The organism is Pseudomonas sp. 3-2 (assembly GCF_019710535.1).
Lineage (GTDB): Bacteria > Pseudomonadota > Gammaproteobacteria > Pseudomonadales > Pseudomonadaceae > Aquipseudomonas > Aquipseudomonas pharyngis.
The window spans coordinates 3,568,457-3,593,956 of the sequence record NZ_CP081200.1 but is presented as its reverse complement, the minus strand read 5'-3'; the positions used below and the strand labels follow the sequence as shown (position 1 = coordinate 3,593,956).

Here is a 25,500-nt window from a genome sequence, read left to right as displayed (position 1 = left end):
GTCACGACGACGGGCCTTGCGATTCATTGAAAGCTTCACAGGTGTTTCTTGCCATGGAAATCGACGCACTGCTCAAACTGCTGGCGAGCCGTCACGGTTCGGATCTGTTTCTTTCCACCGGTGCACCACCCAGTGCGCGGTTCGACGGGGTACTGACGCCCTTGAGCGACCAGCCCTTCAAACCCGGCGAGGTGAGCAGTGTCGCCGCCTTCCTGATGGACGCCGAGCAGCGCCGTGAGTTCGACCGGGATCTGGAAATGAACCTGGCGATTTCTCGAACGGGTATCGGCCGCTTTCGGGTCAATATTTTCAAACAACGCAACGACGTGTCGATTGTTATCCGTAACGTCAAACTCGACATTCCGCGATTCGAAGACCTCAAATTGCCGCCAGTGCTGCTCGAAACGGTGATGCTCAAGCAGGGGTTGATTCTGTTCGTGGGCGCTACCGACTCCGGCAAGTCTACCTCCCTGGCGGCGCTGATCGATCATCGCAATCGCCACAGCAGCGGGCACATCATCACCATTGAGGATCCGGTGGAGTATATCCATCGACACAAGAAGTCGATCATCAATCAGCGCGAAGTCGGGGTCGACACACGTAGCTTTCATGCGGCGCTCAAGAACACCTTGCGCCAGGCTCCGGACGTGGTGCTGATCGGCGAGATCCGCGACCGCGAGACCATGGAGCATGCATTGGCGTTCGCCGAAACCGGGCATCTGGTTCTCTCCACATTGCATGCTGTCAACGCCAGTCAGGCGCTGGATCGAGCCGTCAATTTATTTCCCGAGGAGCGGCGTCCTCAACTGATGCACGCCTTGGGCAACAACCTCAAGGCTCTCGTGTCCCAGCGTCTGGTACGAACCGTCGATGGGCAGCGGCGCGCGGCCGTGGAAGTGATGCTGGGATCGCCGACGATTGCCGACCTGATCAAGAACAACCAGTTGGACGATCTGAAAGTCATCATGGAAAAGTCCGGAGAACTTGGTATGCGCACCTTTGACAGCGCCCTGCATCAACTGGTGATTGAAGGTGCAATCAGTGAAAACGAAGCGTTGAAAAATGCTGACTCGGTCAATAACTTGCGTCTTTTACTGAAGTTGAATGAGCAGAATGTACGTGCCGACAAAACGTCTTCGGAAAGTTGGGGGCTGCTTGATGAATAGCCGGTAACTGTAAAAAATGTTTTCCTTAAGGTCTGGCAATTTTGAAGAATAAAGAGCGTTGTGCTGGTTTTGTTATTGTGTTTTTGAGGTTTGCATACTTTTGAATGGTTCTGAAAAATTAACTGACATCGTAAAGATCGATTTTAAACAGCATTTGCCTGAGTCTGTTTAAAGGTTATTTGCCTGTTTTTTTGTCAGATATTTTTTAAGGATTGTTTATGAGAATTCAATGGAATGCTTCTGCTGTCTCGATAACAGGAGCGGATGTAAAACGTTTGGCAGCTGATTGTGAGGAGAAACTATTAGTTATAGAGCGACTGAATAAGGATGTCGGCAAGTATGGCGAGACCGATGATGTTCAGCTGGATCTGTCAGGCAGTTTTTTTAACATGGTCAAGGGCTCGTCAATTTACAATCTGCATGCACCGCTGGCTGGCCGCATCGAGGAACTGCAGGAGCGTGCATTCATACAGGACGTTATCAATGCACTTGCTATCGAAACCTATAGCCACGCCGCCTTGACGGAAGAGGGTGAACTGCTGATTTTTTCCAAAGGTAAGCTGCTGCCCCCGTTGCCGCTGTACGCCACCCTCGACCAAGACCGCAATGACTTGGACTTGTTGGCGCGGTGCGCGGCGCAGACAGGTGGAGTGATCTGGGACACCAATGAAGGGTCGCTGGAACAATGGCTGAAATTCTATGAGTTCGATATTCCTGCCACTGTGGGCGATTGCAAAAAGCTTATCGAGCATCTAAGCCTTGAAGAATTTGATCCTTGGTTTGGGAATTATTGGGGGCAGATCAGTGGCGAAGATGAGTTGTCCGCCGTTCTGACAGATGCAGAAAAAAGTCGCATCAAGGCTTTTACAGCTACTTTATTAATCCATGATGTCCGATTGCTGGACAAGGTATACAAGGGCGCCGCAAGCGCGTTGGCAGGAGCCAATGGTGATAATGGATGGTTGATAGAGCAAATGTTGTTTCACGAGGACACTCAACTTCTGGCGAAAAAATATATCCAGGCACTGGATTGGTATGGCGCCGATGACATAGGCTCCATGGGGTCGGAAGAACTGGGTCAATTGATGTTGAGCGCCATCATTATCGATCTGGATTCAACTGAGGGCTCTGCCAACAGAAACGTTATTTGTGGGTTTGATCTTTACCAGCCCGCTAACTGCGATCTGCATCCTTATGCAGTCTTCAAAGCCTTCGAAAATCATTTGATTACTACAAGAAAAGTGTCCCGGGAAGCCGCCGCTTTGGCCGCCCATATCATGCTCAGTGATCAGGCACCGGAATTTCTGGTGCAAGGCATCAGCGAAGATATGCTGGTCGGCTCTGTCGGCTGGATCAGCTTTTGCAGTGCAGTGGCGACCCTCGAGCTGAAAACCAAAGGGCTGGCCCGTGTAATGGATGCCAGCAAAATCCAAGTGTTTGGAAATATGGAACCGCCGAGCAAAGCCTTGCGTGATCTACGAGCCATTGCGGTCATTGACCCGGTGCTCGATTGGGGGCTTATCAACGGCATCATCACTCATGACGCCTTGGCTGCGGACCCTCAGAGCGCATCGAATGTGGTGTTTGGCCATTATGAAACGCACATGAAACTGTTAGCCCGGACAGCCGAGGTGCTGGCCAGACCATTGCCTGACAAAATGACCTGCGCATTGCAAGAGTTGAAAAGAGCCCTTCCGGGATGCGATTTCCTGGAGAAGGACGTTCTTTTTGAACGGCGAGTGCGTGAGGCGGGCGAGGTGCCTGCACCACCGTTCGCGTTGGACATACCGCCTGTACTGGATAAAGTGACCAAACCCGATCCGAAAGCCAGATCAATGGTTGAAATCCATGCTTCGGGAGAACTTACGAGCCGGCAATGGGACCTGATGAATCAACCCAGCATTTTCAGACAGTTCGGCGCGCCGATATACGCGTTGGCGCCGATCAAGCCCTTTGTCATCAAGGAGGTTTCGCGGTGGTATGACAACCTGAAAGGTGCAATGACCACCACGTTGAAGCTGGCCATTTCCAGAATGCCTTCGGCGGATCGTCGGGTATTTCTGAACGGTGATGTCAGTTTCTTCACCCTGCGACCCTCCGTCGGTATTTATCACACGCCGCCGGTGTCCACACAGAATGGCTTGACGGGCGCCGCGTCAGTTTCCAGGACGGTGCTGTCGGAGACTCAGCAGGCTCGAGATGAAGCGACCGGCCGTTACGGCGTTGTCATGTGTGCCTTGAAGGGCGGCAATGAACTGCTCTGCTATGAAGTACTCACCTTGCAGGGTGTGTGTCGCAAAAATGAACGACTGGCTGAACTGGTCCGCCTTTGCGGTGCCATGAACAAGGCTTCGCGTCTGGACTATGACGGGAATCTGAAAGCGTACGTGCCGGCAGCAGCGGTATTGACGCTGCCGACGGACCTGGGGTGTTTCACCGAAGGGCGCAGAAGCGCCAGTGCCAACGACAGTCGCGGTGTCATCGACAAACTGGGAACACTGCGCAAAATAAATCGTTCGGCCGAATACAACGGTACTGCCTATCAAAGTTTTGACGACGTTCAATTAACGGCGCTGGCAGCCTTTATCGTCGATCATCATCCGCCAGCGACCTACAAGGATGTCGAATCCGTCGCATTGCTGCCGACGCCGCTGGAAGAAGAAAGGCAACGTCTGGAGAAACTCGGGGAGTACGTTCTGAATCTGGTAGTGCCTTTCAGAAGCTGTATCGCCGATCTGACCTCCGGTGACAAGGACCGTATCGCCAGCGGTGTGTTTGGTTGCGTCATGGATGCTATCGGACTGCTCGGAACCGCTGTTGGCGTCGCCAGCAAAGTGATGAGCGTGATCGCGCGTTCGGTGTCGACTACGGCTAAGGTTGCCAGTCTGGCCAGGTTCGCCTTGAGCACGACGATTTCGGTCTTCAATCCACTCGATGGCTTTGGCGCGATGGCCAGAACCGGCGGCAAACTACTGGGACGAGGCGGTGCGCGGCTTGTTCGAAATGGTGTGAAGACCCTCACGTCCGCCAGGTTCCAGTTGCGTCGAATTGTGGGCCATGCAGCGTCTGTCGATCTGTGGCAGGCGAGTGATTACGCAAGACTGTGCCAGGGTAGCTGGCGGCCATCGGCTACGTCGGCTCAAGTACTGAATGTCCGGGCGCTCAAGCAAGGTACTCACTGGTTCGCAATCAACCGATCAGGGCGGGCCTGGGGGCCGAAGCTGAGTCATTTCACTTTTGCCCATGCGTTGCGACCCCATCAGTCCTTCCGAAGATTGCCGGATGCCTATACCGGCCATATCATCGGCAGAGCCTTGCCCAGGGCCTCCAGCAAGGTCGATGGAGCCTTGAGGGCTCTGATCAATAATGTCGATCAGCTCAAGACCGACCTGGTAGCCGGTTTGCTGTTCGGCAGCAGTGCCAGGGGGCGAGACAACATGCTGACGTATCTCAAGTTAATCAAGACCGATTTTGACGGCTTTTCAGTCGGCAACTGCTTTCTGCAAGCGGTTCAGGAGGATGGCCGAACGATGCTTGTCGACTCCGCGCTTTACCTCGCGTGGAAGCGGGCGGGCATGCCTGCCTCCGAGACTCATCGGTTTATGAAGGTGTACGGAGAAAATCTGCAGGATCATTTCCACAATGCACATATGAGTCCCAACGTCATTGCCGATGACCTGATTCATGAAGTCATTAAAATCGATCCGAAATTCCGACAGCTTGCAATTGCCCCCATGAAGCCGGCAATCGAGGCCGAGCATTATAAGTTGGACGTCGCACCGTTGATTAATCTGGCGCGGGGTCACGCGCGCGTCCCGACGAGTATCCAGGCCGATGCCGGTGTGGATGCGAGCCGGGGCAGTTTCAAAGCATCGAGCGGCGAAGGCGCGTCGGGAAAATACGACAAGAGTCGCGCCCTGGAGAATGCCGATACCTACGCCGTGATGACCCTGTTGTTGGATCAGGCGTCGGGTGAGTACAACTGGCGATTCCGTCGCAACCTTGAAACCCTGCAGAGCGCCGTGACGGCCAGCAACGGCGAGCAGATTGAAGGAGAAGTCCTGCTGGCGTTCGACCTTTGATCGCTGGGGCATCCACTCAGAGGATGCCCCATTTCACTGACCAGTCAGTTCTGGTCGATCCCGAAACTGCTCCAATGCTTCGGGGTTGGCCAAGGCATCCGTGTTTTTCACGGGCTCACCGTGCACGACATTGCGAACCGCCAGTTCAACCACTTTGCCGCTGATCGTGCGTGGAATGTCGGTGACTGCAACGATCTTTGCCGGCACATGCCGCGGCGTGGTGTTGGCGCGGATCACCTGGCGGATCTGCTGTTGCAGCGCCTCATCCAGCGCTACGCCTTCCTTGAGGCGTACGAACAGCACCACGCGCACGTCGTCCTGCCACTGCTGGCCGATGGCGACGCTGTCCAGCACTTGCGGGACTTTCTCCACCTGGCGGTAGATTTCCGCCGTGCCGATACGCACGCCACCAGGGTTGAGCACGGCGTCGGAGCGGCCGTGAATCAGCATCCCGCCGTGGGGCAGTTGTTCGGCGTAGTCACCCTGAGCCCAGACCCCGGGGAACTGGCTGAAATAGGATTTGCGCAGCTTTTCGCCGTCGGGATCGTTCCAGAGTCCGATCGGCATCGCCGGAAACGGTCGGGTACACACCAGCTCACCTTTTTCGCCAACCACCGGTTGCCCGGCGTCGTTCCACACTTCCACCGCCATGGCCAGACTCTTGCCCATGATCTCGCCCCGGCGAACCGGCGACATCGGGTTGCCGTTGACGAAGCAGGACACGATGTCCGTGCCACCGGACATCGATGACAGGCACACATCTGGTTTGAAGTCGCGATAGACGAAGTCATAACTTTGCGGCGACAGCGCGGAGCCGGTGCAAAGCAGGATTTTCAGGTGGGTCAAGTCGTAGCTTTCGCGCGGTTTGATGCCGCTGCTTTCCAGGGTCGCGAGGAATTTCGGGCTGGTGCCGAACACGCTGACCTGTTCGTCGTCCAGCAGTTCCAGCAACCGCTCGTTGTCCGGGTAAAACGGTGAGCCGTCATACAGCACCACCGCGCTGCCCACCGCCAGCGCCGAGACCAGCCAGTTCCACATCATCCAGCCGCAAGTGGTGTAGTAGAACAAGCGGTCGCCGGGGCCGAGGTCGACATGCAGCCCGTGTTCCTTGACGTGTTGCAGCAGCACGCCGCCGGTGCTGTGAACGATGCATTTCGGCACGCCAGTGGTGCCGCTGGAATACAGCACGTACAGCGGATGGTCGAACGGCACCGGGACGAAGTGCGGCTCATCGTCGGGTTCATAGAAGTCGTCCCACAGCGTGACATTGGCGGGGGTGCGGTAATCCGTGGCCTGGGCATGAGTTCGTGCGTAGGGCACGATGATCAGCTGTTGCAGGGAGGGCAGCTGTTCGAGGATTTCGTTGATCTTGACGGTCTGATCAATCTCTTTGCCGGCATAGCGGTAACCGGCGCAGGTGATCAGCACTTTGGGCTCGATCTGGCCGAAACGGTCGATCACGCCGTGGGTGCCAAAGTCCGGTGACGAGCAAGACCAGATCGCCCCCAGGCTGGTGGTCGCGAGCATCGCCACCAGGGTTTGCCAGGTGTTGGGCATGCAGGCTGCAACCCGGTCGCCGAGCACAACACCGGCCGCTTGCAGGCTGGCCTGGAACCCGGCGACTTGCTGGGCCAGTTCGGCCCAGCTCAGCAGTTCACGCTGGCCGTTTTCCCCGATAGCGATCACGGCGATGGCATCGTCGCGGCGACTCAGCAAGTGTTCGGCGAAATTCAGGGTGGCGCCGGGAAACCATTCGGCGCCCGGCATTTTCAGGCCTCCACGCAGCACGGCGTCCGGCTGGGTGTGAAAACTGATGCCGAAGAAGTCCACGATCGCCTGCCAGAACGCTTCGCGCTGGTCGATGGACCATTGATGCAGGGCCGGGTAATCGTCGAGCTTCAGGTGGTGGCGCTGATTGATGAAGCGCCGAAAGCCGTCCATGCGGGACCGGGCAATGCGTTTGGCATCGGGCTGCCAGAGAATGTCGGACATGGTTTGCCTCTTATTGTTGGTCAGAAAGCTCCCACTGCAATGTGGGAGCGATCAGTTGCAAGCTTACTGCGCCAGCCACCCGCCATCGATGTTCCACGCTGCGCCACGCACTTGGCTGCCGGCCTCGCTGCACAGAAACAGCACCAGCTCACCCAGATGTGCCGGGGTGACGAACTCCAGCGACGGCTGTTTCTCTGCCAGCAGGTCGTGTTGCGCCTGCTGCGGGTCGACACCTTTGGCCGCGCGATCGTCGATCTGCTTCTGCACCAACGGCGTCAGTACCCAGCCCGGGCAGATGGCGTTGCAGGTGACATTGCTGGCGGCGGTTTCCAGGCCGACCACCTTGGTCAGGCCGATCACGCCATGCTTGGCCGCCACATATGCGGCCTTGCCGGTGGACCCGACCAGACCGTGCACCGAAGCGATGTTGACGATCCGTCCCCAACCCTTGGCGCGCATGCCCGGCAGGCTCAGGCGAGTGCTGTGAAACACCGATGACAGGTTGATCGCAATGATCGAGTCCCAGCGCTCTACCGGAAATTCTTCAACTGCCGCGACGTGCTGGATACCGGCGTTGTTGACCAGAATGTCCACGCCGCCGAACTCGCGCTCGGCGTAGGCGACCATGTCGGCGATCTGCGCAGGGTCGCTGACGTCTGCCGGGTGATGGCCGACCTTGCCGCCGAACTGTTCGACTTCGGCGATCACCTTCGACGCGTCGCCAAAACCGTTGAGGATCAGGTTGGCGCCAGCCTTGGCCAGCGTCAGGGCGATGCCCAGTCCGATGCCGCTGGTGGAACCGGTAACCAGTGCGGTCTTGCCAGAAAGAGTCGTCATCAATACCTCACACAATGCCAGTGGCGTAGAAAGTGCCGATCACCACGAAAACCGCCAGGGTCTTGATCAGCGTAATACAGAAAATGTCCTTGTAGGCCTCACGGTGAGTCAGGCCAGTGACGGCGAGCAGGGTAATCACCGCGCCGTTGTGCGGCAGAGTGTCCATGCCGCCGCTGGCCATCGCGGCCACCCGATGCAGCACCTCCAGCGGAATGTTGGCGGCATGGGCGGCGCTGATGAATTGTTCGGACATCGCTGCCAGCGCGATGCTCATGCCGCCCGAAGCGGAACCGGTGATACCGGCCAGCAGGGTCACGGTGATCGCTTCGTTGACCAGCGGATTGGGAATGCTCTTGAGCCAGTCGGCCAGCACCAGAAAACCCGGCAACGAGGCGATGACGGCGCCGAAACCGTATTCCGACGCGGTGTTCATCGCCGCCAGCAACGCACCGCTGACTGCACTTTTGCTGCCTTCGGCGAGTTTGCTGCGAATCGCCTGAAAGCCGAACGCCAGCACCATCAGGATGCCGACCAACAGGGCTGCCTGCACCGCCCAGATCGCCGTGAGTTTGGCGATCTCGGTGGTGACCGGCGCGGTCATGCCAGGCAGCGCGAGGCTGTGGGTCTTGCCGTACCACTGCGGAATCCATTGGGTGAACAGCAGGTTCATGATCCCCACCGCCAGCAGCGGCGACAGGGCAATCCACGGGTTAGGTAGTTTCAGGTCTTCGGCGGTTTCCGGTTCGTTACGCAGTTCGGTGCCGTAGCCCTCACCGGCACGCTGCGCCTTGTTGCGTTGGCGCTGCAGGAACAGCATGCCGGCGCAGAACACGAAAATCGTGCCGATCACACCCAGCCAAGGTGCCGCCCACGCGGTGGTGTTGAAGAAGGTGCTGGGAATGATGTTCTGGATCTGCGGCGTACCGGGCAGGGCGTCCATGGTGAAGGAAAACGCGCCGAGGGCGATGGTCGCCGGGATCAGGCGCTTGGGGATGTTGCTCTGGCGGAACATTTCCGCCGCGAACGGGTAGACCGCGAACACCACGACGAACAGCGAAACGCCGCCGTAGGTGAGCAGCGCGCAGACCAGCACGATCACCAGCATCGCCTGGCGGGTGCCGAGCAGACGAATCGCTGCCGCGACGATCGAGCGGGAGAAACCCGACAGCTCGATCAGCTTGCCGAATACGGCGCCGAGCAGGAACACGGGAAAGTAGAGTTTGATGAAGCCGACCATCTTCTCCATGAACACCCCGGTGAAAGCAGGGGCGACGGCAGACGGGTCGGTGAGCAGGACGGCGCCGAGGGCGGCGATCGGGGCAAAAAGGATAACGCTGTAGCCACGGTAGGCCGCGAGCATCAGCAGCGCGAGGGCTGCCAAGGCGATGATCACACTCATGGTGTGCTCCTTCGATTGTTATTTTTGTGGGTGGAACGGGTGTGGGGAGAGTTAAAGCGAGATTTGTGCCAGATGGTTAACTTGTTGAAATAAAAGGAGTTAGTTTGATTTTTGGTGGCGGTCTTTGGGGTTTTGTCTCTGTTTGGAGACTTCTCTGACTGAGAGGACGCTTTCGCGGGCAAGCCCACTCCCACAGTTGAGCGAATTCCCCTGTGGGAGCGGGCTTGCCCGCGAAGCTTTTGATTTTGTCTCTTTATTGGGATTTGAGTCTCTTTACTGAGACTCGGCGATCCCCAGCGCAATCATTTTCTTGTAAAGCGTCGAACGGCCCAGTCCCAACCGCTCAGCCGCCTCAATCACCTTGCCCCCGCATTGCGCGAGGGTGGATTGAATCAACTGCCGGTCAAACCGCTCGCGGGCCTGACTGTAGGTCTCGTTTATTGTTGGCTCTGACACAGACGCTAGTGTTCGCTCAACCGGTGTAAACGTGCCAATCGCCGCCCGAATGTCATCCGCCGTCAGCATCAGGTCATCACTGAGCAGCGCCGCTCGCTCCAGCACGTTGCGCAATTCGCGGATATTCCCCGGCCAGGCGTGCTGACCCAGTAGCTCAAGCGCTTCACGGTTGAGTTCGTGCTGACTGCGCAGCTCTTCAAGAATCGCCTCACTGAGCGCCGGCAGATCATCCAGCCGCTCCCTCAGCGGCGGCACCTGAATCGGAAGCACGTTGAGCCGGTAATACAAATCCGCGCGGAAATCGCCACGCTTGATTGCCGCTTCCAGATCCGTCGAGGTCGCGGCGATCACCCGAACATCGCTCTGGATCACGTCGTTGGAGCCTACAGGCTCGAATTCCTTTTCCTGCAACACCCGCAGCAATTTGCTTTGCAGCGGTAGCGGCATGTCGCCGATTTCGTCGAGAAACAGCGTCCCGCCCTGGGCAATCTGCAACTTGCCGGTGCGGCCCTTGCGGTCGGCGCCGGTGAAGGCGCCCGGTGCTGTGCCGAAGAACTCAGCTTCAAGCAACGCTTCGGGAATCGCCGCGCTGTTGATGCTGACGAAGGCCTTGTGCGCCCGTGGCGAAGCACCGTGGATGGCCTGTGCCAGCAACTCCTTGCCGCTGCCGGTTTCGCCCAGCAACAGAACCGGTGACTCAGCACTGGCGCTGCGACGGGCACGACGTTTGACTTCAAGGCTGGCAGCGCTGGTGCCGATGAAGTGTGCGAAGTTGTATTTGGTCTGCCGGGCGCGCAGCAGCGAACGGGTCGAGGCCAGTTCTTCCTGCATACTCAGGTAGCGTTTGAGCATCGGCGACAGCGTGCGCAGTTCGTCGAACAGGGCAAAACCGATGGCGCCGATCACCGCGCCGGCGTCGTCATGGATCGGCAGGCGCATCACCACCAGCGGTTCTTTCGGGGTGTCCTGCATGTCCAGCAGAATCGGCCGCCCGGTGCGTACTACCTCGCGCAGCAGGCTGCCGGGGATCACGCTTTCGCAGGGTTTACCGATGGCCCCGGCGGCGGAGTCGAGACCGAAGCGCCGGGCGTAGCGCTCGTTCATCCAGACGATGTTCGCATCGCGGTCGACAATCACCGTGCCTTCACTGGATTGCTCGATGATCTCGAACAACGAACGGATCGCCAGCGTGCGGACCCGTTGGTAATCCTTGAGGCTTTCGGTGGTGTTCATGGCGGCGTCCATTGGCGGAAGTCAGGTGGCGCGATTATGCCTATCCCGGATGCGCCGCCGCCAACAGCTCTTTGGTATAGGGATGCTGCGGTGAGTCGAACACGTCATGGCTGGCGCCGCTTTCGACCACTTTGCCGTCCTTGATCACGATCATGTCGTGGGCCAGCGCCCGCACCACAGCCAGGTCATGACTGATGAACAAATAGGTCAGGCCGTGTTTTTCCTGAAGCTGGCGGAGCAGGGCGACCACCTGTTTCTGCACGGTACGATCCAGTGCCGACGTCGGCTCGTCGAGCAGGATCAGCGCTGGTTTGAGCACCAGCGCCCGGGCGATGGCAATGCGCTGACGCTGGCCACCGGAGAACTCATGGGGATAGCGATGGCGGCTTTCGGGGTCGAGGCCCACTTCCTTGAGCACGCGGATCACCTGATCGTCGCACTCGTCGGCGGTGGACTGGCAATGCACTTCCAGCCCTTCGCTGATGATCTGTGCCACCGACATGCGCGGGCTGAGGCTGCCGAACGGATCCTGAAACACCACCTGCATCTGCCGGCGCCACGGTCGCATCTGCTTCTGGTCGAGACCGTCGAGTGCCGTGCCCTGGAAGCGAATGTTGCCCTTGGAGTCCAGCAGCCGCAGGATCGCCTGACCGAGGGTCGACTTGCCCGAACCGGACTCGCCGACGATGCCCAGCGTCTTGCCACGCTGGATGTTCAGGCTGATGCCGTCCACCGCGCGCAGGTATTGCTTGCGCTGGAACAACCCGCCGCCGACCGTGAAATCCACCTGCAGGTCATCGACTTCGAGCACGTTTTCGCGTTCGTCCCGCGGGAGCGCTTCGCCTTCCGGTTCGGCGTTGAGCAACACGCAGCTGTAAGGGTGTTTCGGTTCGGTGAACAGGGTTTCGCACGGCGCCTGCTCGACGATTTCCCCGGCCTTCATCACGCACACCCGTTGGGCGATGCTGCGCACCAGATTGAGGTCGTGGCTGATCAGCAGCAGTGACATGCCCAGGCGCCGTTGCAGGGACTTGAGCAGCAACAGGATCTTGCGCTGTACGGTCACATCGAGGGCTGTGGTCGGTTCGTCGGCGATCAGCAGTTCGGGCTCGCAGGCCAGGGCCATCGCGATCATCACCCGTTGGCGCTGGCCACCGGACAGTTGATGCGGATAAGCCTTCAGCCGTTCTTTCGGTTTCTGGATGCCCACCAGTTCCAGCAGTTCGAGGATCCGTGCCTGAGCCTCTTTGCCGCCGAGGCCACGGTGCAGCAACAGGGTCTCGCCAATCTGCTTTTCAATCGTGTGCAACGGATTGAGCGAGGTCATCGGCTCCTGGAAAATCATGGCGATGCGGTTGCCCCGCAGGTCGCGCAGGGTCTTTGGGTCGGCGCCGACCAGTTCCTGCCCACGATAACGGATGCTGCCGGTAGTCCGGGCATCGCATTCAGGGAGCAATTGCAGGATCGAATGAGCCGTCACAGACTTGCCCGAGCCCGACTCGCCGACCAGTGCCAGGCACTCGCCGGGGCGGATGTCCAGACACAGGTTGCGCACCACGGTCTGGCCATGGAAGGCGACGCTGAGATCACGGATTTCGATCAGGTTGTCAGTCATATCAAGGGTCCGTTCATGAGCGCGGGTCAAAGGCATCGCGCAACGCTTCGCCGATGAATACCAACAGGGAAAGAATCAGCGCCAGGGTGAAAAACGCGGTCAACCCGAGCCACGGCGCCTGCAGGTTCTGCTTGCCCTGACCGATCAACTCACCCAGAGACGCGCTGCCGGCAGGCATGCCGAAGCCGAGGAAGTCCAGCGCGGTCAGGGTCGAAATCGCCCCGGTCAGAATGAACGGCAGGTAGCTCAGGGTCGCGTTCATTGCGTTGGGCAGGATGTGCCGGACAATCACTTTGCGATCGCTCAAACCCAGGGCCCGGGCAGCCTTGACGTACTCGAGGTTGCGCCCGCGCAGAAACTCGGCGCGGACCACGTCCACCAGCGCCAGCCAGGAAAACAGCGCCATGATCCCCAGCAGCCACCAGAAGTTCGGCTCGACGAATCCCGAAAGGATGATCAGCAGGTAAAGCACCGGCAAGCCCGACCAGACCTCCAGCAAACGCTGGCCGAGCAGATCGACCCAGCCCCCGTAATAGCCCTGCAGGGCGCCGGCCGCGATGCCGATCAGGGCGCTGACAAACGTCAGCATCAGGGCGAACAGGATCGACACCCGCGCGCCGAAGATCACCCGGGCCAGGACGTCCCGCGCCTGATCGTCGGTACCCAGCCAGTTGACCGAAGTCGGCGGGCTCGGTGCCGGTTTGTTGAGGTCGTAGTTCGGGGTGTCGTCACTGAACGGAATCGGCGGAAACAGCAGCCAGCCACCGTCCTTGCGGATCAGCTTCTGCACGTAATCGCTGCGGTAATCGGCCTGGAACGGCAGTTGTCCGCCGAACTCCTGCTCGGTGTGGCGCTTGAATACCGGGAAATACCATTGCCCTTGATAACTGACGATCAGCGGCTTGTCGTTGGCGATCAGTTCGCCGCCGAGACTGAGCAGGAACAGCCCGATGAACAACCACAGCGACCACCAGCCCCGGCGATTTTTCTTGAAGCGTTCGAAACGGCGACGGCCCAGAGGCGAGAGCTTGAACATCAGGCATTCCTCGCGGCGAAGTCGATGCGCGGGTCGACCAGCGTGTAGCACAGGTCGCCGATCAGTTTTATCAGCAGGCCGAACAGGGTGAAGATGAACAGCGAGCCGAACACCACCGGATAATCACGGGACACCGCCGCTTCGTAACTCATGCGCCCCAAGCCGTCGAGGGAGAAGATCACTTCGATCAGCAACGAACCGGCGAAGAACACGCTGATGAACGCCTGGGGAATACCCGACACCACCAGCAGCATCGCGTTGCGGAAGACATGCCCATAGAGCACCCGGTTTTCGCTCAGGCCTTTGGCGCGCGCGGTGACCACGTATTGCCGGGTGATTTCATTGAGGAACGAGTTCTTGGTGAGAATGGTCAGGGTGGCGAAACCGCCGATCACCAGCGCCGTGACCGGCAACACCAGGTGCCAGAAGTAGTCGGTGATTTTGCCCAGCGTCGACAGGGATTCGAAGTTGTCGGACACCAAGCCGCGCACCGGGAACCAGTTCAGTGAGGTGCCGCCGGCGAACACCACGATCAGGAACATCGCGAACAGGAATGCCGGCATGGCGTAGCCGATGATGATCGCCGTGCTGCTCCAGATATCGAAATGGCTGCCGTGGTGCACGGCTTTGCGGATGCCCAGCGGGATCGACACCAGATAGGTGATCAGCGTCGCCCACAGGCCGAGGGAAATGGTCACCGGCATTTTCTGCAGGATCAGGTCGGTGACCGTGGCGCCGCGGAAGAAGCTTTTGCCGAAATCCAGCTGCGCGTAGTTCTTGAGCATCAGCCACAGGCGTTCATGGGCCGGTTTGTCGAAGCCGTACTGTTTTTCGATGTCCTTGATCAGCTGCGGATCGAGGCCGCGACTGGCGCGGGACGTGCCGCTCATGGTCTCGCTCGCCCCGCCACCGACGCTGGCGCCGCCAATGCCTTGCAAGTGGGCGATGGCTTGTTCAACCGGACCACCTGGCGCGGCCTGGATGATCACGAAATTGACCAGCAGAATGATCACCAGCGTCGGAATGATCAGCAGCAGGCGCCGCAGTATGTAAGCCCACATCAGTGCGGCCCTCCGGGTCTGCCACGGCTGATTTTCTCGGCCGTCATCTGCTGGTTGGTCAGCGGCGTGCTGCTGATTTCCCACCAGCTCTCGATCGCTTCGTCATTGCTCGCCTGCACGGTGGGAATGCCGAAACGGTTCCACCACACGGTGGACGTGCCCGGCGGGTAGTAGTTGGGAATCCAGTAGTAGTTCCATTGCAGAACCCGATCCAGTGCATGGGCGTAACGCAGCATATCGGCCTGGGTCGAAGCGCGGATCAGGCCGTTGATCAAGGTGTCGACCGCCGGGTTCTTCAGCACCATGTAATTGTTGGCACCGGGGTCGTTGGCCGATGCCGAACCGAAGTAGTTCAACAGTTCGCCGCCGGGGGAGGTGGTGACCGGGTAACCAGTGACAATCATGTCGTAGTCGCGGCTCATCAGACGGTTGACGTATTGCGAGGAGTCGATGCGACGGATGTCGAGGTTGATGCCGATCTGTTTAAGTGTGCGCTTGTACGGCAGCAGCAGACGGTCCATGCCGTTCTGGCTGACCAGGAAAGTGAAGCTCAACGGCTCGCCACGGTCGTTGACCAACTGGTCGCCATCGGGTTTCCAGCCGGCCTGTTCCAGCAGCTCCAACGCTTGCAGTTGTTTGTCGCGGATAAGGCCGCTGCCGTCGGTTTTCGGCGCTTCGAAGACCTGGGTGAACACCTCGTCGGGAATCTGTCCGCGCAAGGGTTCCAGAATCTTCAGCTCGGCGGCATCCGGCAGCTGGCGCGCGGCCAGGTCGGTGTTGGAGAAGTAACTCTGCTGGCGAATGTACATGTTGCGCATCATCTGCCGGTTGCTCCATTCGAAATCCCAGAGCATGGCCAGGGCCTGTCGAACGCGGCGATCCTGGAACATCGGCTTTTGCAGGTTAAACACGAAACCTTGGGCCGACTGCGGTGCCTCGGTGGCCAGATGAGCCTTTTGCAGGCGACCGTCGCTCAGGGCCGGACTGTCGTAACCGATGGAGTAGCCGGTGGCGGAGAATTCACGGTTGTAGTCATAGGCGCCACCGCGCAAGACCTGGCGGGCGACGTCGGTGTCGCCGAAGTACTCGATGCTGAAATGATCGAAGTTGTACAGGCCACGGCTGACCGGCAGGTCCTTGCCCCACCAGTCCGGGTTGCGTTCGAAGGTAATGCTGCGCCCGGAATCGACTTTGCCGACCCGATACGGGCCGCTGCCCAGCGGCGGTTCATAGCCGCCACCGCCGGCGAAATCACGGGTTTTCCACCAGTGTTCGGGAAATACCGGCAGGGTCGCGATGTCGAGTGGCAGGGTACGGTTTTCGTTGCTCTTGAAATCGAAACGCACGGTCAACGGGGCTTCCACTTCCACGCCTTTGACGTCGGCGAACTGGGTGCGATAACGCAGGCTGCCCTGGGTCATCAGCAAATCATACGTGTAGCGCACGTCTTCGGCGGTGATCGGCTTGCCATCGGCGAAGCGGGCTTTGGGATTGATAAAGAAGCGCAGGGACAGGCCGTCATCCGAGCGCTCCATTTTCTGCGCCACGAGGCCGTATACGGTGTAGGGCTCGTCGAGCGAACGCTGGGCCAGCGGGGAATACAGCAGGCCGTCGATCTGGCTGACGCCGATGCCTTTGTCGATATACGGCAGCACATGATCGAAGTGGCCGATCTCGATGGCCGAGCGGCGCATTGTCCCGCCTTTTGGCGCCTGGGCGTTGGTGTAATCGAAGTGACTGAAGCCGGGCGGGTACTTTGCCGGTTCGCCATAGACGGTCATCGCATGCTGCGGTGCGGCGTCCACACCAGTGATCCCAAGCAGCAGGGTTAGGGCAGTGAACATCAATGTCGGGAAAGCCAGTCGCATTGTCAGCCTTAAAGCCGGGTAATCGATAAGCGCAATTTGTACGCGAGCGGCGCGCCGTTCGCCAGCGGTGCGGTGTAACCAAAACAAAACGGCCCGCCATCAGGCGGGCCGTTGCACAGCAGGTCGGGCTGAAATCAGTCCTGACGGCTGGTGACTTCCAGCAGGTGATAGCCAAACTGGGTCTTCACCGGGCCTTGCACGACGTTGATCGGTGCGCTGAATACCACGGTGTCGAATTCCTTGACCATCTGGCCAGGACCGAACGAACCCAGGTCGCCGCCCTGACGGCTGGACGGGCAGGTGGAGTTGGCCTTGGCCACTTCGGCGAAATCAGCGCCACCTTCGATCTGGGCCTTGAGTTCGTTGCACTTGGCTTCGCTGGAAACCAGGATGTGGCGGGCAGTGGCTTTAGCCATGGGGAAATTCTCCAATCAAATCGATAAAGGGTGGAGCCTACCGGATTCAGTGGCCGATTTCTCGGCAAAGTTCCGTTCGCTGGTCTGATGAGACATCTATAGATCAGCGGCTTGAAGGCGCAAGGCGTGCTCGACATAGAGACGTATCGAGTCGTTAGCCATGGCGTGGTGTCCGCTTGCCCGCCGCAGAGTATGCAGGTGATCGAGGGAGTAGTCGGAGCGGATCACGGTGCCCAGGTGAGAGCTGAAGCGACCGACAAGTCCGTCGTTCTGGGCGAGTTCTGTAATGAAGTATTCCGAGAGGGCGCAGCAGATGCCCTGGACAGGGTCGAGCGACGGCTCTTCGGGTACGACGCCGCTCCATGAAAAATAGCGAACGCCATTCACCCATTCTGCACCGTGACCGCCCCAGACCTCGGGCAGACCCTGCGGGTATTTGTCGTTGAAGTTGCCGACCCCCTCCGTTGTCAAGGCACCCAGCGCAGCCAGTGCGCTGTGCGGCAATGCCTTTTGCCCGCTGAGCAGTGACAGAAAATCGGCAAACCGGGTCGCTACATTCTGTGCCACGACCTCCGGAAGTCTTCCAGGTATCAACGCCTTGCGCAGGAAGTCCGCCAGTTCCGAGCCATGGTTTGGCCCGCTGACTGACGTAACAGACGCAACGTTGTGTGGGGCTAGCGCTGCAGCATAGCGTGCCGTGAGTGCGCCTTGACTGTGGCCGATCAGGTTGACTTTGGCCGCGCCTGTGCCCCTTAACACTGCGTTGATTTGCGAGAGCAGTTGCTCCCCACGTATTTCATTGTCATGGATGACCGACAGATGGGGCACAAACACCTGCGCGCCAGCAGCCTTGAGCGCCTGTTTTACGTCGTGGAAAAGTTCGAACGGGCCAATGCGCTCGAATCCGAACAGGCCATGCACCAAAAGAATAGGATGATTGGTTGTCGCATTTAGTAGCATTTTTCGTCCTTGATCGCAGATGATCGTCGATGTTTTCTGCTTGCCACTCTAAAACAGTCGTGAGGCTGGGGATGCCTGAAGAATCGCCGTCATGCGTTGGAAACTGGATCAATGCGTGTATGAATTTTCACTGCTGCATGAACTCCGCTTCGGAACATTCAGACAGCTCCCGCCTCATCGAAAGTACTTTTCCCTTTTTTGCCTACTTCCTTTAGTGCGTTTGGTCATGGCTCGAACAGTAAGGAGCTGACATCCGATCGGTGGTGAAGCGGTTTAAATGGAGGCTCTTCGACGCAGAGCTCAGGCGACGTGTCATTTCCAGGGAATGGAGAGGCAACTGATGAATGATTTACAAGGAGCGGTCTTGCAAGAAAAGGACAAAGGGATGGAGGGTGGCAGCGTTCAGTCGTTCGGACCCTGTCGGGAGGGCGCAGGGGCTTTGCCGTTGCCAGCGCCCACACTGGATTCGATTGTCGGCGCTGTCGTTGATCCGTCATTGAGCAAGGTTGTCGTGCGGATTGCGCCCTGGTCTGGAATGGCATGCGGTGACAGGGTCGTGTTGAGCTGGCATGGTTTCGATACAGAAGGCCTGCCGTATCGGCACGACATTGCGAGATCCGTCAGTGAAAGTCAGCTGGGCAAGGATGTCGTTCTGATCGTGCGGGACGTTCACATCGCAGCATTGGACGGGGGCACGCTGGAGGTGTTCTGGACATTGAACAGCGTCACGAGATCGGCGCCTGGTTCTTCAATGCGTACGCTGCTGGACGTCGGAGACGTCCGCTACAGTCTGCTACCGGTCCTCGTGGAGGATGCCGTCGGGGGCAGTCTCGATCCGGCTCGCGTACCCGACGGAACGACTGCCATCCTTCAACCCTATGCCGGAATGAGTGCAGGCGACCGGGTAGAGTTGATCTGGCAGGGGCCCTCGCCGGAGGCATCATTTCGAGACATTCTTATAGTTGAGTTCTTTGCTGTCGGTCAGCCCTTGGTGTTCGGAGTCGCGCCCGAATTCATCGCTCCGCATTTGGGCGGCGAGGTGTTGGTTCACTACCGTGTAGAGCAGAAAAGCGGAGCCATTCGCGAGTCAGGCGCTACGCGGATCAGCATTGGCCCATTGGCACGAGATGAGCTACCGGCACCCCGAGTGCTTGAAGCGGAAGACGGCGTGCTTGATATGCATGACGCCACCGATGGCGTCAGCGTGATGATAAGTGATGCGCAGGTAGAGGAGGGTGAGCTGGTTTATCTCAAGTGTGACGGCGAGTCGTTCTTCCACCGGGACGACCGCGAAATCATCGGGGGGATGGCCATGCAGCCGTTGGTTTTCATCGTGCCTTACCGGTTCTGGCGAGAGCATGTGAACACTGTTGTGCGACTGTCCTACTCGGTCGAACGGCTGGATGATGTCAGTCAGGAGTCTGCGGTGACTCTGGTTCGCGTACAGGCTTGATCTAGCGTTGCGAACGTAGCCCGCCCTCCGCTTGAAATTCGGCGGAGGGCGGTGCTCATCATCAGACCGAAGTCTGTTTGCGCATACGGTGGGCGGCGTCCAGCAGCAATTGCCTCGTAGCATCGAACCCGAGGCAGCCATCGGTTACCGAAACCCCGTAGCGAAGCGACTCGCTCAAGGGCTGGCATCCTTCGAACAGGTGCGATTCAAGCATCATGCCGATCAGCGAGCGGTCGCCCTGCAAACGCTGTTCCACTACATGATTGAACACTTCAGGCTGACGAAGCGGGTCCTTGCCGCTGTTTGCGTGGCTACAGTCGACCATTATCCGGCTCGGAATTTTTAGTCGGCTCAATTCGCTGTTGATCCTGGAAACGCTTTCACGGTCGTAGTTCGGCCCCTGATGTCCACCCCGCAACACCAGATGCGTATCCGGGTTGCCCAAAGTCGGGATGATTGCCGGATGGCCCTGGCTGTCCACGCCGAAATGGCGGTGGGGATGAGCTGCCGAACGCATCGCATCGACGGCAATGGCGACACCACCATCGGTTCCATTCTTGAAGCCGACCGGCATGCCAAGCCCGCTGGCCATTTCACGATGGATCTGTGATTCAGTGGTGCGGGCGCCGATGGCGACCCAGCTCAGCAAGTCGTCGAAGTATCCGGCGGCCATGGGTTGTAGCAGTTCAGTGGCGACCGGCAGTCCTAGGCGGATCATTTCCAGCATCAGTTCGCGCGATAGCGTCAGGCCCGCAGCCATGTCGTCGCTACCGTCGAGATGAGGATCGTATGCCAGGCCTTTCCAGCCAACGGTGGTGCGAGGCTTTTCAACGTAGGCGCGCATGACAAGCAACATGTCCTGACGGACTTCGCTGGCCAGTTGTGCGAGCTTTTCGGCGTATTCAAGTGCGGATTCGGGGTCGTGTATCGAGCAAGGGCCAACGATCACCAAAAGGCGTTGGTCTTCACCATTGAGAATCGCTCGGACCGCCTGGCGGTGGGCAACGACTTGATTGTTCAGGGCATTGCTGAGCGGCAATTGCTGCTTGAGTTGCAGCGAACTTGGCAGACGCAGGGTCAGTGCTTCGTTGGCAGAGTTCAGCGTGGACAGTGGCAGAGCAGAAACGGACGAGTTCATATTCGGTAATTCCTGGGCGGACGGCGGGGGCTTCCCGCTTAATCGGCCCTACTGGGGTGTTCGACAATTGGCCGGATTGGCTACGTGTGTTGGCTTGCCACCTGTGGGTGACCGATCGGAGGCGGCAGGTTGTCCCGAGCGGAGGCTGGTAAATCGCCAGGCGGAAAAACTGTCGTAACGGTAATAAGTGGCGTAGTTCATTGGTTGAATCCTCAAAGTGTCTGGTGTGTTGCTGAAAAAAGTTCGGGCCTGAAAAAACAAAACCCCCGGTCGGGAGGCCGACCGGGGGTTGAGAAATCTCTGGTAGGCGACCCGTTCAAATGGGCGCCGGTTGGGTATCAGGCGCGCCAGTGGCTAAACCAATACCCAAAATAAAAGCTTGCTGGAGCCGAGGCACCGTTCACCCGGGCAGCCGCAACCGAGCGCGAGGCGCTGGTGGTATGAAGCTGTGAAAGGGCGTTGAACATGAGCTGTCTCCGATGAATGCGCCGAGCTTACTAGAGGCTGCTGCGCGTCAGCAATCAGAAAATGCTATTGGAGTAGCAAGAAGGACTTTATGGGTTGAGCGCTCGCCTGGGTGTGCCACACTCTGCTTTTGACGCGTATCGAGGCAGGAATGAGTTTTGAATTGCGCCAGGCAACGGCCGCCGACCTGTCGTTTGTGCGAGAGCTGACTTGCCGAAACATGCTCCGCTACTACATTCACTATGACTTGCTGTGGCAGGACGAGGCGTTCGATGTCGCCTGGGCCGGGCGCGACAACTGGTTGATCCTTCAGGAAGGCGAGTTGACGGGGTATTTCAGTCTGAGCCGTGATGCTCGGGCCCTGTACATCCGCGAATTGCAGATCGTCGAGAGCGCTCAAGGCCAGGGCGCAGGATCCTGGGCGATCGATCAGGTTGTTGCGATGGCGCGGCTGGAGTGTCGCCCGGCGTTGCGCCTGACGGTGTTCAAAAACAATCCGGCGCAAAACCTGTATCGAAAAAAAGGAATGTTGGTGCAGGGTGAGGATGAGTGTTTCCTGCGAATGCAGCTTGACGTGAGTACACCTGTGCTCTGAAACGCACGTCTGGCAAGCCCTCGATGAAGAATTGAAACTTTTTATATGTCGCTTGCTGCTAGGTCTGCCCCGCACTTTTTGCTAAGGTGTCCGGCATCCCAATAAGACCATATCGCGAGGTGTCTGCTTGATTAGGGTGCTAGTGGTCGACGACCATGATCTCGTTCGTACAGGCATTACACGTATGCTGGCCGACATCGATGGCCTGCAGGTGGTGGGCCAGGCCGAGTCCGGGGAAGAATCCCTCATCAAGGCTCGTGAGTTGAAGCCCGACGTGGTGCTGATGGACGTCAAGATGCCGGGCATCGGCGGCCTCGAAGCTACGCGCAAACTGTTGCGCAGCCATCCCGACATCAAAGTGGTTGCAGTCACCGTGTGTGAGGAAGATCCGTTTCCTACACGTTTGTTGCAGGCCGGTGCGGCGGGGTATCTGACCAAGGGCGCCGGATTGCCGGAAATGGTTCAGGCCATTCGCCTGGTGTTCGCCGGCCAGCGCTATATCAGCCCGCAGATTGCCCAGCAACTGGCAATCAAATCCTTTCAGCCGACCAATGATTCACCGTTCGATGCGTTGTCGGAACGGGAAATCCAGATTGCGCTGATGATTGTCGGCTGCCAGAAGGTTCAGATCATTTCCGACAAATTGTGTTTGTCGCCGAAAACCGTGAATACCTATCGCTACCGCATTTTCGAAAAGCTCTCGATCAGCAGCGATGTCGAACTGACGCTGTTGGCGGTTCGTCACGGCATGGTTGATGCCAGCCTCTGACCATGACTGAGACATTCGATTCGGGCGCTTTTTTATCGACCGTCAGCGGGCGCCCCGGCGTGTATCGCATGTTCGACAGCGACGCGCGTCTGTTGTACGTAGGCAAAGCCAAGAACCTGAAGAAACGCCTGGCCAGTTACTTTCGCAAGACGGGCCTGGCGCCGAAAACGGCGGCACTGGTCGGGCGTATCGCCCAAGTCGAAACCACCATTACTTCCAACGAGACAGAGGCGTTGCTGCTTGAGCAGACTCTGATCAAGGAGTGGAGGCCGCCGTACAACATCCTGTTGCGCGATGACAAATCCTATCCCTATGTCTTTTTGTCTGACGGGCAATTCCCACGCCTGAGCATTCATCGCGGGGCGAAAAAGGCGAAGGGTAAATATTTTGGTCCCTACCCGAGCGCCGGCGCGATTCGCGAAAGTCTCAGCCTTCTGCAGAAGACGTTCTTCGTGCGTCAGTGCGAGGACAGCTATTACAAGAACCGGACCCGACCGTGCCTGCAATATCAGATCAAACGTTGCAAGGCACCCTGCGTCGGGCTGGTCGAGCCTGAGGTTTACGCCGAGGACGTACGTCACTCGGTGATGTTCCTCGAAGGGCGAAGCCATGCGTTGACCAATGAGCTGTCGACGGCGATGGAAGAGGCTGCGGTTAACCTCGAATTTGAGCGCGCCGCCGAACTGCGCGACCAGATTGCCTTGCTGCGTCGAGTGCAGGATCAGCAGAGCATGGAAGGCGGAACGGGTGATATCGATGTGATCGCCGCGTTCGTCAATCCGGGCGGTGCTTGTGTCCACCTGATCAGCGTGCGGGGAGGGCGGGTGCTTGGCAGCAAGAATTTCTTCCCCCAGGTCGGGATCGAAGAAGACGTAGCCGAAGTCATGGCTGCGTTTCTGGGGCAATACTTCATCAGCAGCCCGGAGCGCGACTTGCCGAGCGAGTTGATCGTCAATGTCGTTCACGAAGACTTTCCTGCGTTGATCGAGGCTATTCACACACTCCGCGGACGTGAGTTGACCATCAGTCATCGGGTCCGGGGAACGCGGGCTCGTTGGCAGCAGCTGGCCGTGACCAATGCCGAGCAGGCGCTTGGCGCAAGGTTGGCCAACCGTCAACACGTTGCCGCACGTTTCGAAGCGTTGGCAGAAGTGTTGAACCTCGACGAGCCGCCGCAACGGCTGGAATGCTATGACATCAGCCACTCCAGCGGTGAAGCCACGGTCGCTTCCTGCGTGGTGTTCGGGCCGGAAGGGGCGATCAAGTCGGATTATCGCCGCTACAACATCGAAGGTGTGACCGCTGGCGACGATTACGCCGCCATGCATCAGGCCCTGACCCGACGCTTCAGCAAGCTGAAGGAAGGCGAGGGCAAGTTACCGGACATCCTGTTGGTGGACGGCGGCAAGGGGCAGTTGTCGATGGCGCGTGACGTGCTCAACGAACTGGCTGTTCCGGATCTGATCTTGCTGGGGGTCGCGAAGGGTGCCACGCGCAAGGCGGGCTTCGAGACTTTGTATCTGAATGATGCGGCAAACGAATTCACCTTGCGTGGCGATTCGCCGGCGCTGCACCTGATCCAGCAAATCCGTGACGAGGCCCACCGCTTTGCGATCACCGGCCACCGTGCACGGCGCGGCAAGACCCGCCGCACGTCAACGTTGGAAGGCGTTGCTGGCGTAGGGCCGACCCGGCGGCGGGACTTGTTGAAACATTTTGGTGGATTGCAGGAGCTGTCTCGTGCAAGCATCGAAGAGATCGCCAAAGCACCGGGGATCAGCAAAAAGCTAGCAGAGTCGATTTATGCAAACCTGCATAGTGAGTAGAATGCCCATTCACCTCGTAGCCAGTTGTGCCGATGAATATCCCTAATCTGATTACCGTTCTCCGCGTCCTGCTCATTCCGATCTTCATTCTGCTGTTCTATCTGCCCTACCAATGGAGCTATCTGGCCTCAAGTTCGGTATTCGCCTTTGCGGCAGCGACGGACTGGCTGGACGGCTACCTCGCGCGACGCCTGGAACAAAGCACGCCTTTTGGTGCGTTTCTCGATCCGGTAGCCGATAAGCTCATGGTCGCCGTCGCACTGGTCTTGCTGGTGCAAGAGCATGGCAACCTTTGGCTCACGCTGCCGGCAGCTGTCATTATCGGTCGCGAGATCGTGGTCTCGGCGTTGCGTGAATGGATGGCCGAACTCGGTGCCCGGGCTCATGTGGCCGTATCCAATCTGGGTAAATGGAAAACTGCTGCGCAGATGCTGGCACTGGTGATTCTCCTGGCCAACCCCAAGGCTTTCAGTTTCTGGGTTCTCATGGGTTATGCGTTGCTGATGATCTCTGCAGGTCTGACCCTGTGGTCGATGGTTCAATACCTTCGCGCAGCCTGGCCACATCTGAAGACTGATGTAGAAAAGAAATAAAACTTTTTTGAATCAAAGGGTTGACGGGGCATCTGGAATCTATAGAATGCGCCACACCAAGCGGGAATAGCTCAGTTGGTAGAGCACGACCTTGCCAAGGTCGGGGTCGCGAGTTCGAGTCTCGTTTCCCGCTCCAATTTGTACAACGTTTGTTGTTGCGCTACTGACAGCAAATGTTTTGAGGCCGAGTAGCAAAATGGTTATGCAGCGGATTGCAAATCCGCCTACGCCGGTTCGATTCCGACCTCGGCCTCCACTATAAACAAGCTCCGTAGATCCATGATTTACGGAGCTTTTTTATTTGCATTGCACGGAAAGATTTAGTCTTTGAAACGGCAACTGCAAACTTGCTTCACCGGGAAGTGATGTATATATTTCCCCCTCTGCCGGCGACGTGCAGTTCCTGTCAGGACTGTGAATCGTCATCAGAGTAAAGCTACACCGCGCTGCCGCCCGAATGGCGAAACTGGTAGACGCATGGGACTTAAAATCCCCCGCTCGTAAGGGCGTGCCGGTTCGATTCCGGCTTCGGGCACCATC

Annotated in this window: 18 protein-coding genes and 3 tRNA genes; 10 read left to right on the top strand and 11 right to left on the bottom strand. The window is 58.4% G+C overall.

The genetic code is table 11. The features are described 5' to 3' along the window. Positions 1 to 53: 53 nt before the first annotated feature. Both K3819_RS16150 and K3819_RS16145 read left to right on the top strand, forming a co-directional pair. The gene (locus K3819_RS16150) at positions 54 to 1,166 is read left to right on the top strand and encodes a PilT/PilU family type 4a pilus ATPase (RefSeq protein WP_221397453.1); all 1,113 of its coding nucleotides are present in this window, start codon (positions 54 to 56) and stop codon (positions 1,164 to 1,166) included. A gap of 218 nt (positions 1,167 to 1,384) precedes the next feature. Continuing rightward, on the top strand, positions 1,385 to 5,248 hold the full coding sequence (locus K3819_RS16145) for a hypothetical protein (RefSeq protein ID WP_221397452.1): 3,864 nt from the start codon (positions 1,385 to 1,387) through the stop codon (positions 5,246 to 5,248). Positions 5,249 to 5,281: 33 nt separating this feature from the next. Here the strand turns inward: K3819_RS16145 and K3819_RS16140 are convergent, their stop codons facing one another. From K3819_RS16140 to K3819_RS16095, 10 genes are all read right to left on the bottom strand, one after another. Continuing rightward, positions 5,282 to 7,240: an acetoacetate--CoA ligase gene (locus tag K3819_RS16140; protein WP_221397451.1), complete on the bottom strand. Its 1,959-nt coding sequence runs from the start codon at positions 7,238 to 7,240 to the stop codon at positions 5,282 to 5,284. Positions 7,241 to 7,303: 63 nt separating this feature from the next. Then, entirely contained in the window at positions 7,304 to 8,077 is a 774-nt protein-coding gene (gene hbdH, locus K3819_RS16135; RefSeq protein WP_085610441.1) for a 3-hydroxybutyrate dehydrogenase, read from the bottom strand. 7 nt (positions 8,078 to 8,084) lie between these two features. After that, positions 8,085 to 9,476, bottom strand: coding sequence for a GntP family permease (locus K3819_RS16130; protein WP_064596987.1), 1,392 nt, complete (start codon positions 9,474 to 9,476; stop codon positions 8,085 to 8,087). A 273-nt stretch (positions 9,477 to 9,749) separates the two neighbouring features. Beyond that, positions 9,750 to 11,165: a sigma-54-dependent Fis family transcriptional regulator gene (locus K3819_RS16125; RefSeq protein ID WP_221397450.1), complete on the bottom strand. Its 1,416-nt coding sequence runs from the start codon at positions 11,163 to 11,165 to the stop codon at positions 9,750 to 9,752. A 40-nt stretch (positions 11,166 to 11,205) separates the two neighbouring features. Continuing rightward, positions 11,206 to 12,780, bottom strand: a complete 1,575-nt coding sequence (locus K3819_RS16120; RefSeq protein ID WP_221397449.1) for an ABC transporter ATP-binding protein — start codon at positions 12,778 to 12,780, stop codon at positions 11,206 to 11,208. Between the two features lie 13 nt (positions 12,781 to 12,793). Then, on the bottom strand, positions 12,794 to 13,816 hold the full coding sequence (locus tag K3819_RS16115) for an ABC transporter permease (protein ID WP_085610438.1): 1,023 nt from the start codon (positions 13,814 to 13,816) through the stop codon (positions 12,794 to 12,796). Continuing rightward, entirely contained in the window at positions 13,816 to 14,877 is a 1,062-nt protein-coding gene (locus tag K3819_RS16110; protein ID WP_007952064.1) for a microcin C ABC transporter permease YejB, read from the bottom strand. The genes K3819_RS16115 and K3819_RS16110 overlap by 1 nt, the downstream gene beginning before the upstream one ends. Then, positions 14,877 to 16,745: an extracellular solute-binding protein gene (locus K3819_RS16105; protein WP_221397448.1), complete on the bottom strand. Its 1,869-nt coding sequence runs from the start codon at positions 16,743 to 16,745 to the stop codon at positions 14,877 to 14,879. Before K3819_RS16105 ends, K3819_RS16110 begins: the two co-directional genes overlap by 1 nt. 134 nt (positions 16,746 to 16,879) lie before the next feature. Further along, positions 16,880 to 17,161 (bottom strand): peptidylprolyl isomerase, encoded by a 282-nt coding sequence (locus K3819_RS16100; protein ID WP_007952068.1) that lies wholly within the window; start codon positions 17,159 to 17,161, stop codon positions 16,880 to 16,882. Between the two features lie 96 nt (positions 17,162 to 17,257). Beyond that, positions 17,258 to 18,121 (bottom strand): triacylglycerol lipase, encoded by an 864-nt coding sequence (locus K3819_RS16095; RefSeq protein WP_085610436.1) that lies wholly within the window; start codon positions 18,119 to 18,121, stop codon positions 17,258 to 17,260. A 340-nt stretch (positions 18,122 to 18,461) separates the two neighbouring features. Here K3819_RS16095 and K3819_RS16090 point away from each other — a divergent pair, with 340 nt between their 5' ends. Beyond that, entirely contained in the window at positions 18,462 to 19,574 is a 1,113-nt protein-coding gene (locus tag K3819_RS16090) for a hypothetical protein (RefSeq protein WP_256575324.1), read from the top strand. Positions 19,575 to 19,635: 61 nt separating this feature from the next. Here K3819_RS16090 and K3819_RS16085 read toward each other — a convergent pair whose 3' ends face one another. Continuing rightward, entirely contained in the window at positions 19,636 to 20,712 is a 1,077-nt protein-coding gene (locus tag K3819_RS16085; RefSeq protein WP_085610435.1) for a 3-deoxy-7-phosphoheptulonate synthase, read from the bottom strand. A 616-nt stretch (positions 20,713 to 21,328) separates the two neighbouring features. On the opposite strand from K3819_RS16085, the gene K3819_RS16080 reads away from it, so the two are divergent. The 7 genes from K3819_RS16080 (at position 21,329) to K3819_RS16050 (ending at position 25,498) form a co-directional block, all read left to right on the top strand. Next, positions 21,329 to 21,772, top strand: a complete 444-nt coding sequence (locus K3819_RS16080) for an N-acetyltransferase (RefSeq protein ID WP_085610434.1) — start codon at positions 21,329 to 21,331, stop codon at positions 21,770 to 21,772. Between the two features lie 127 nt (positions 21,773 to 21,899). Next, complete coding sequence (gene uvrY, locus K3819_RS16075; protein WP_032829778.1) at positions 21,900 to 22,541, top strand: UvrY/SirA/GacA family response regulator transcription factor; 642 nt, start codon at positions 21,900 to 21,902, stop codon at positions 22,539 to 22,541. Positions 22,542 to 22,543: 2 nt separating this feature from the next. After that, a complete protein-coding gene (gene uvrC / locus K3819_RS16070; RefSeq protein ID WP_085610433.1) occupies positions 22,544 to 24,367 on the top strand; it encodes an excinuclease ABC subunit UvrC in 1,824 nt (607 codons plus the stop codon). Positions 24,368 to 24,399: 32 nt separating this feature from the next. Continuing rightward, the gene (gene pgsA, locus K3819_RS16065) at positions 24,400 to 24,960 is read left to right on the top strand and encodes a CDP-diacylglycerol--glycerol-3-phosphate 3-phosphatidyltransferase (protein WP_064596971.1); all 561 of its coding nucleotides are present in this window, start codon (positions 24,400 to 24,402) and stop codon (positions 24,958 to 24,960) included. 60 nt (positions 24,961 to 25,020) lie between these two features. Further along, positions 25,021 to 25,096 (top strand) — tRNA-Gly (locus tag K3819_RS16060). A 46-nt stretch (positions 25,097 to 25,142) separates the two neighbouring features. Beyond that, positions 25,143 to 25,216: transfer RNA gene (locus K3819_RS16055), tRNA-Cys, on the top strand. Between the two features lie 195 nt (positions 25,217 to 25,411). Further along, positions 25,412 to 25,498, top strand: a tRNA-Leu gene (locus tag K3819_RS16050). Positions 25,499 to 25,500 lie beyond the last annotated feature (2 nt).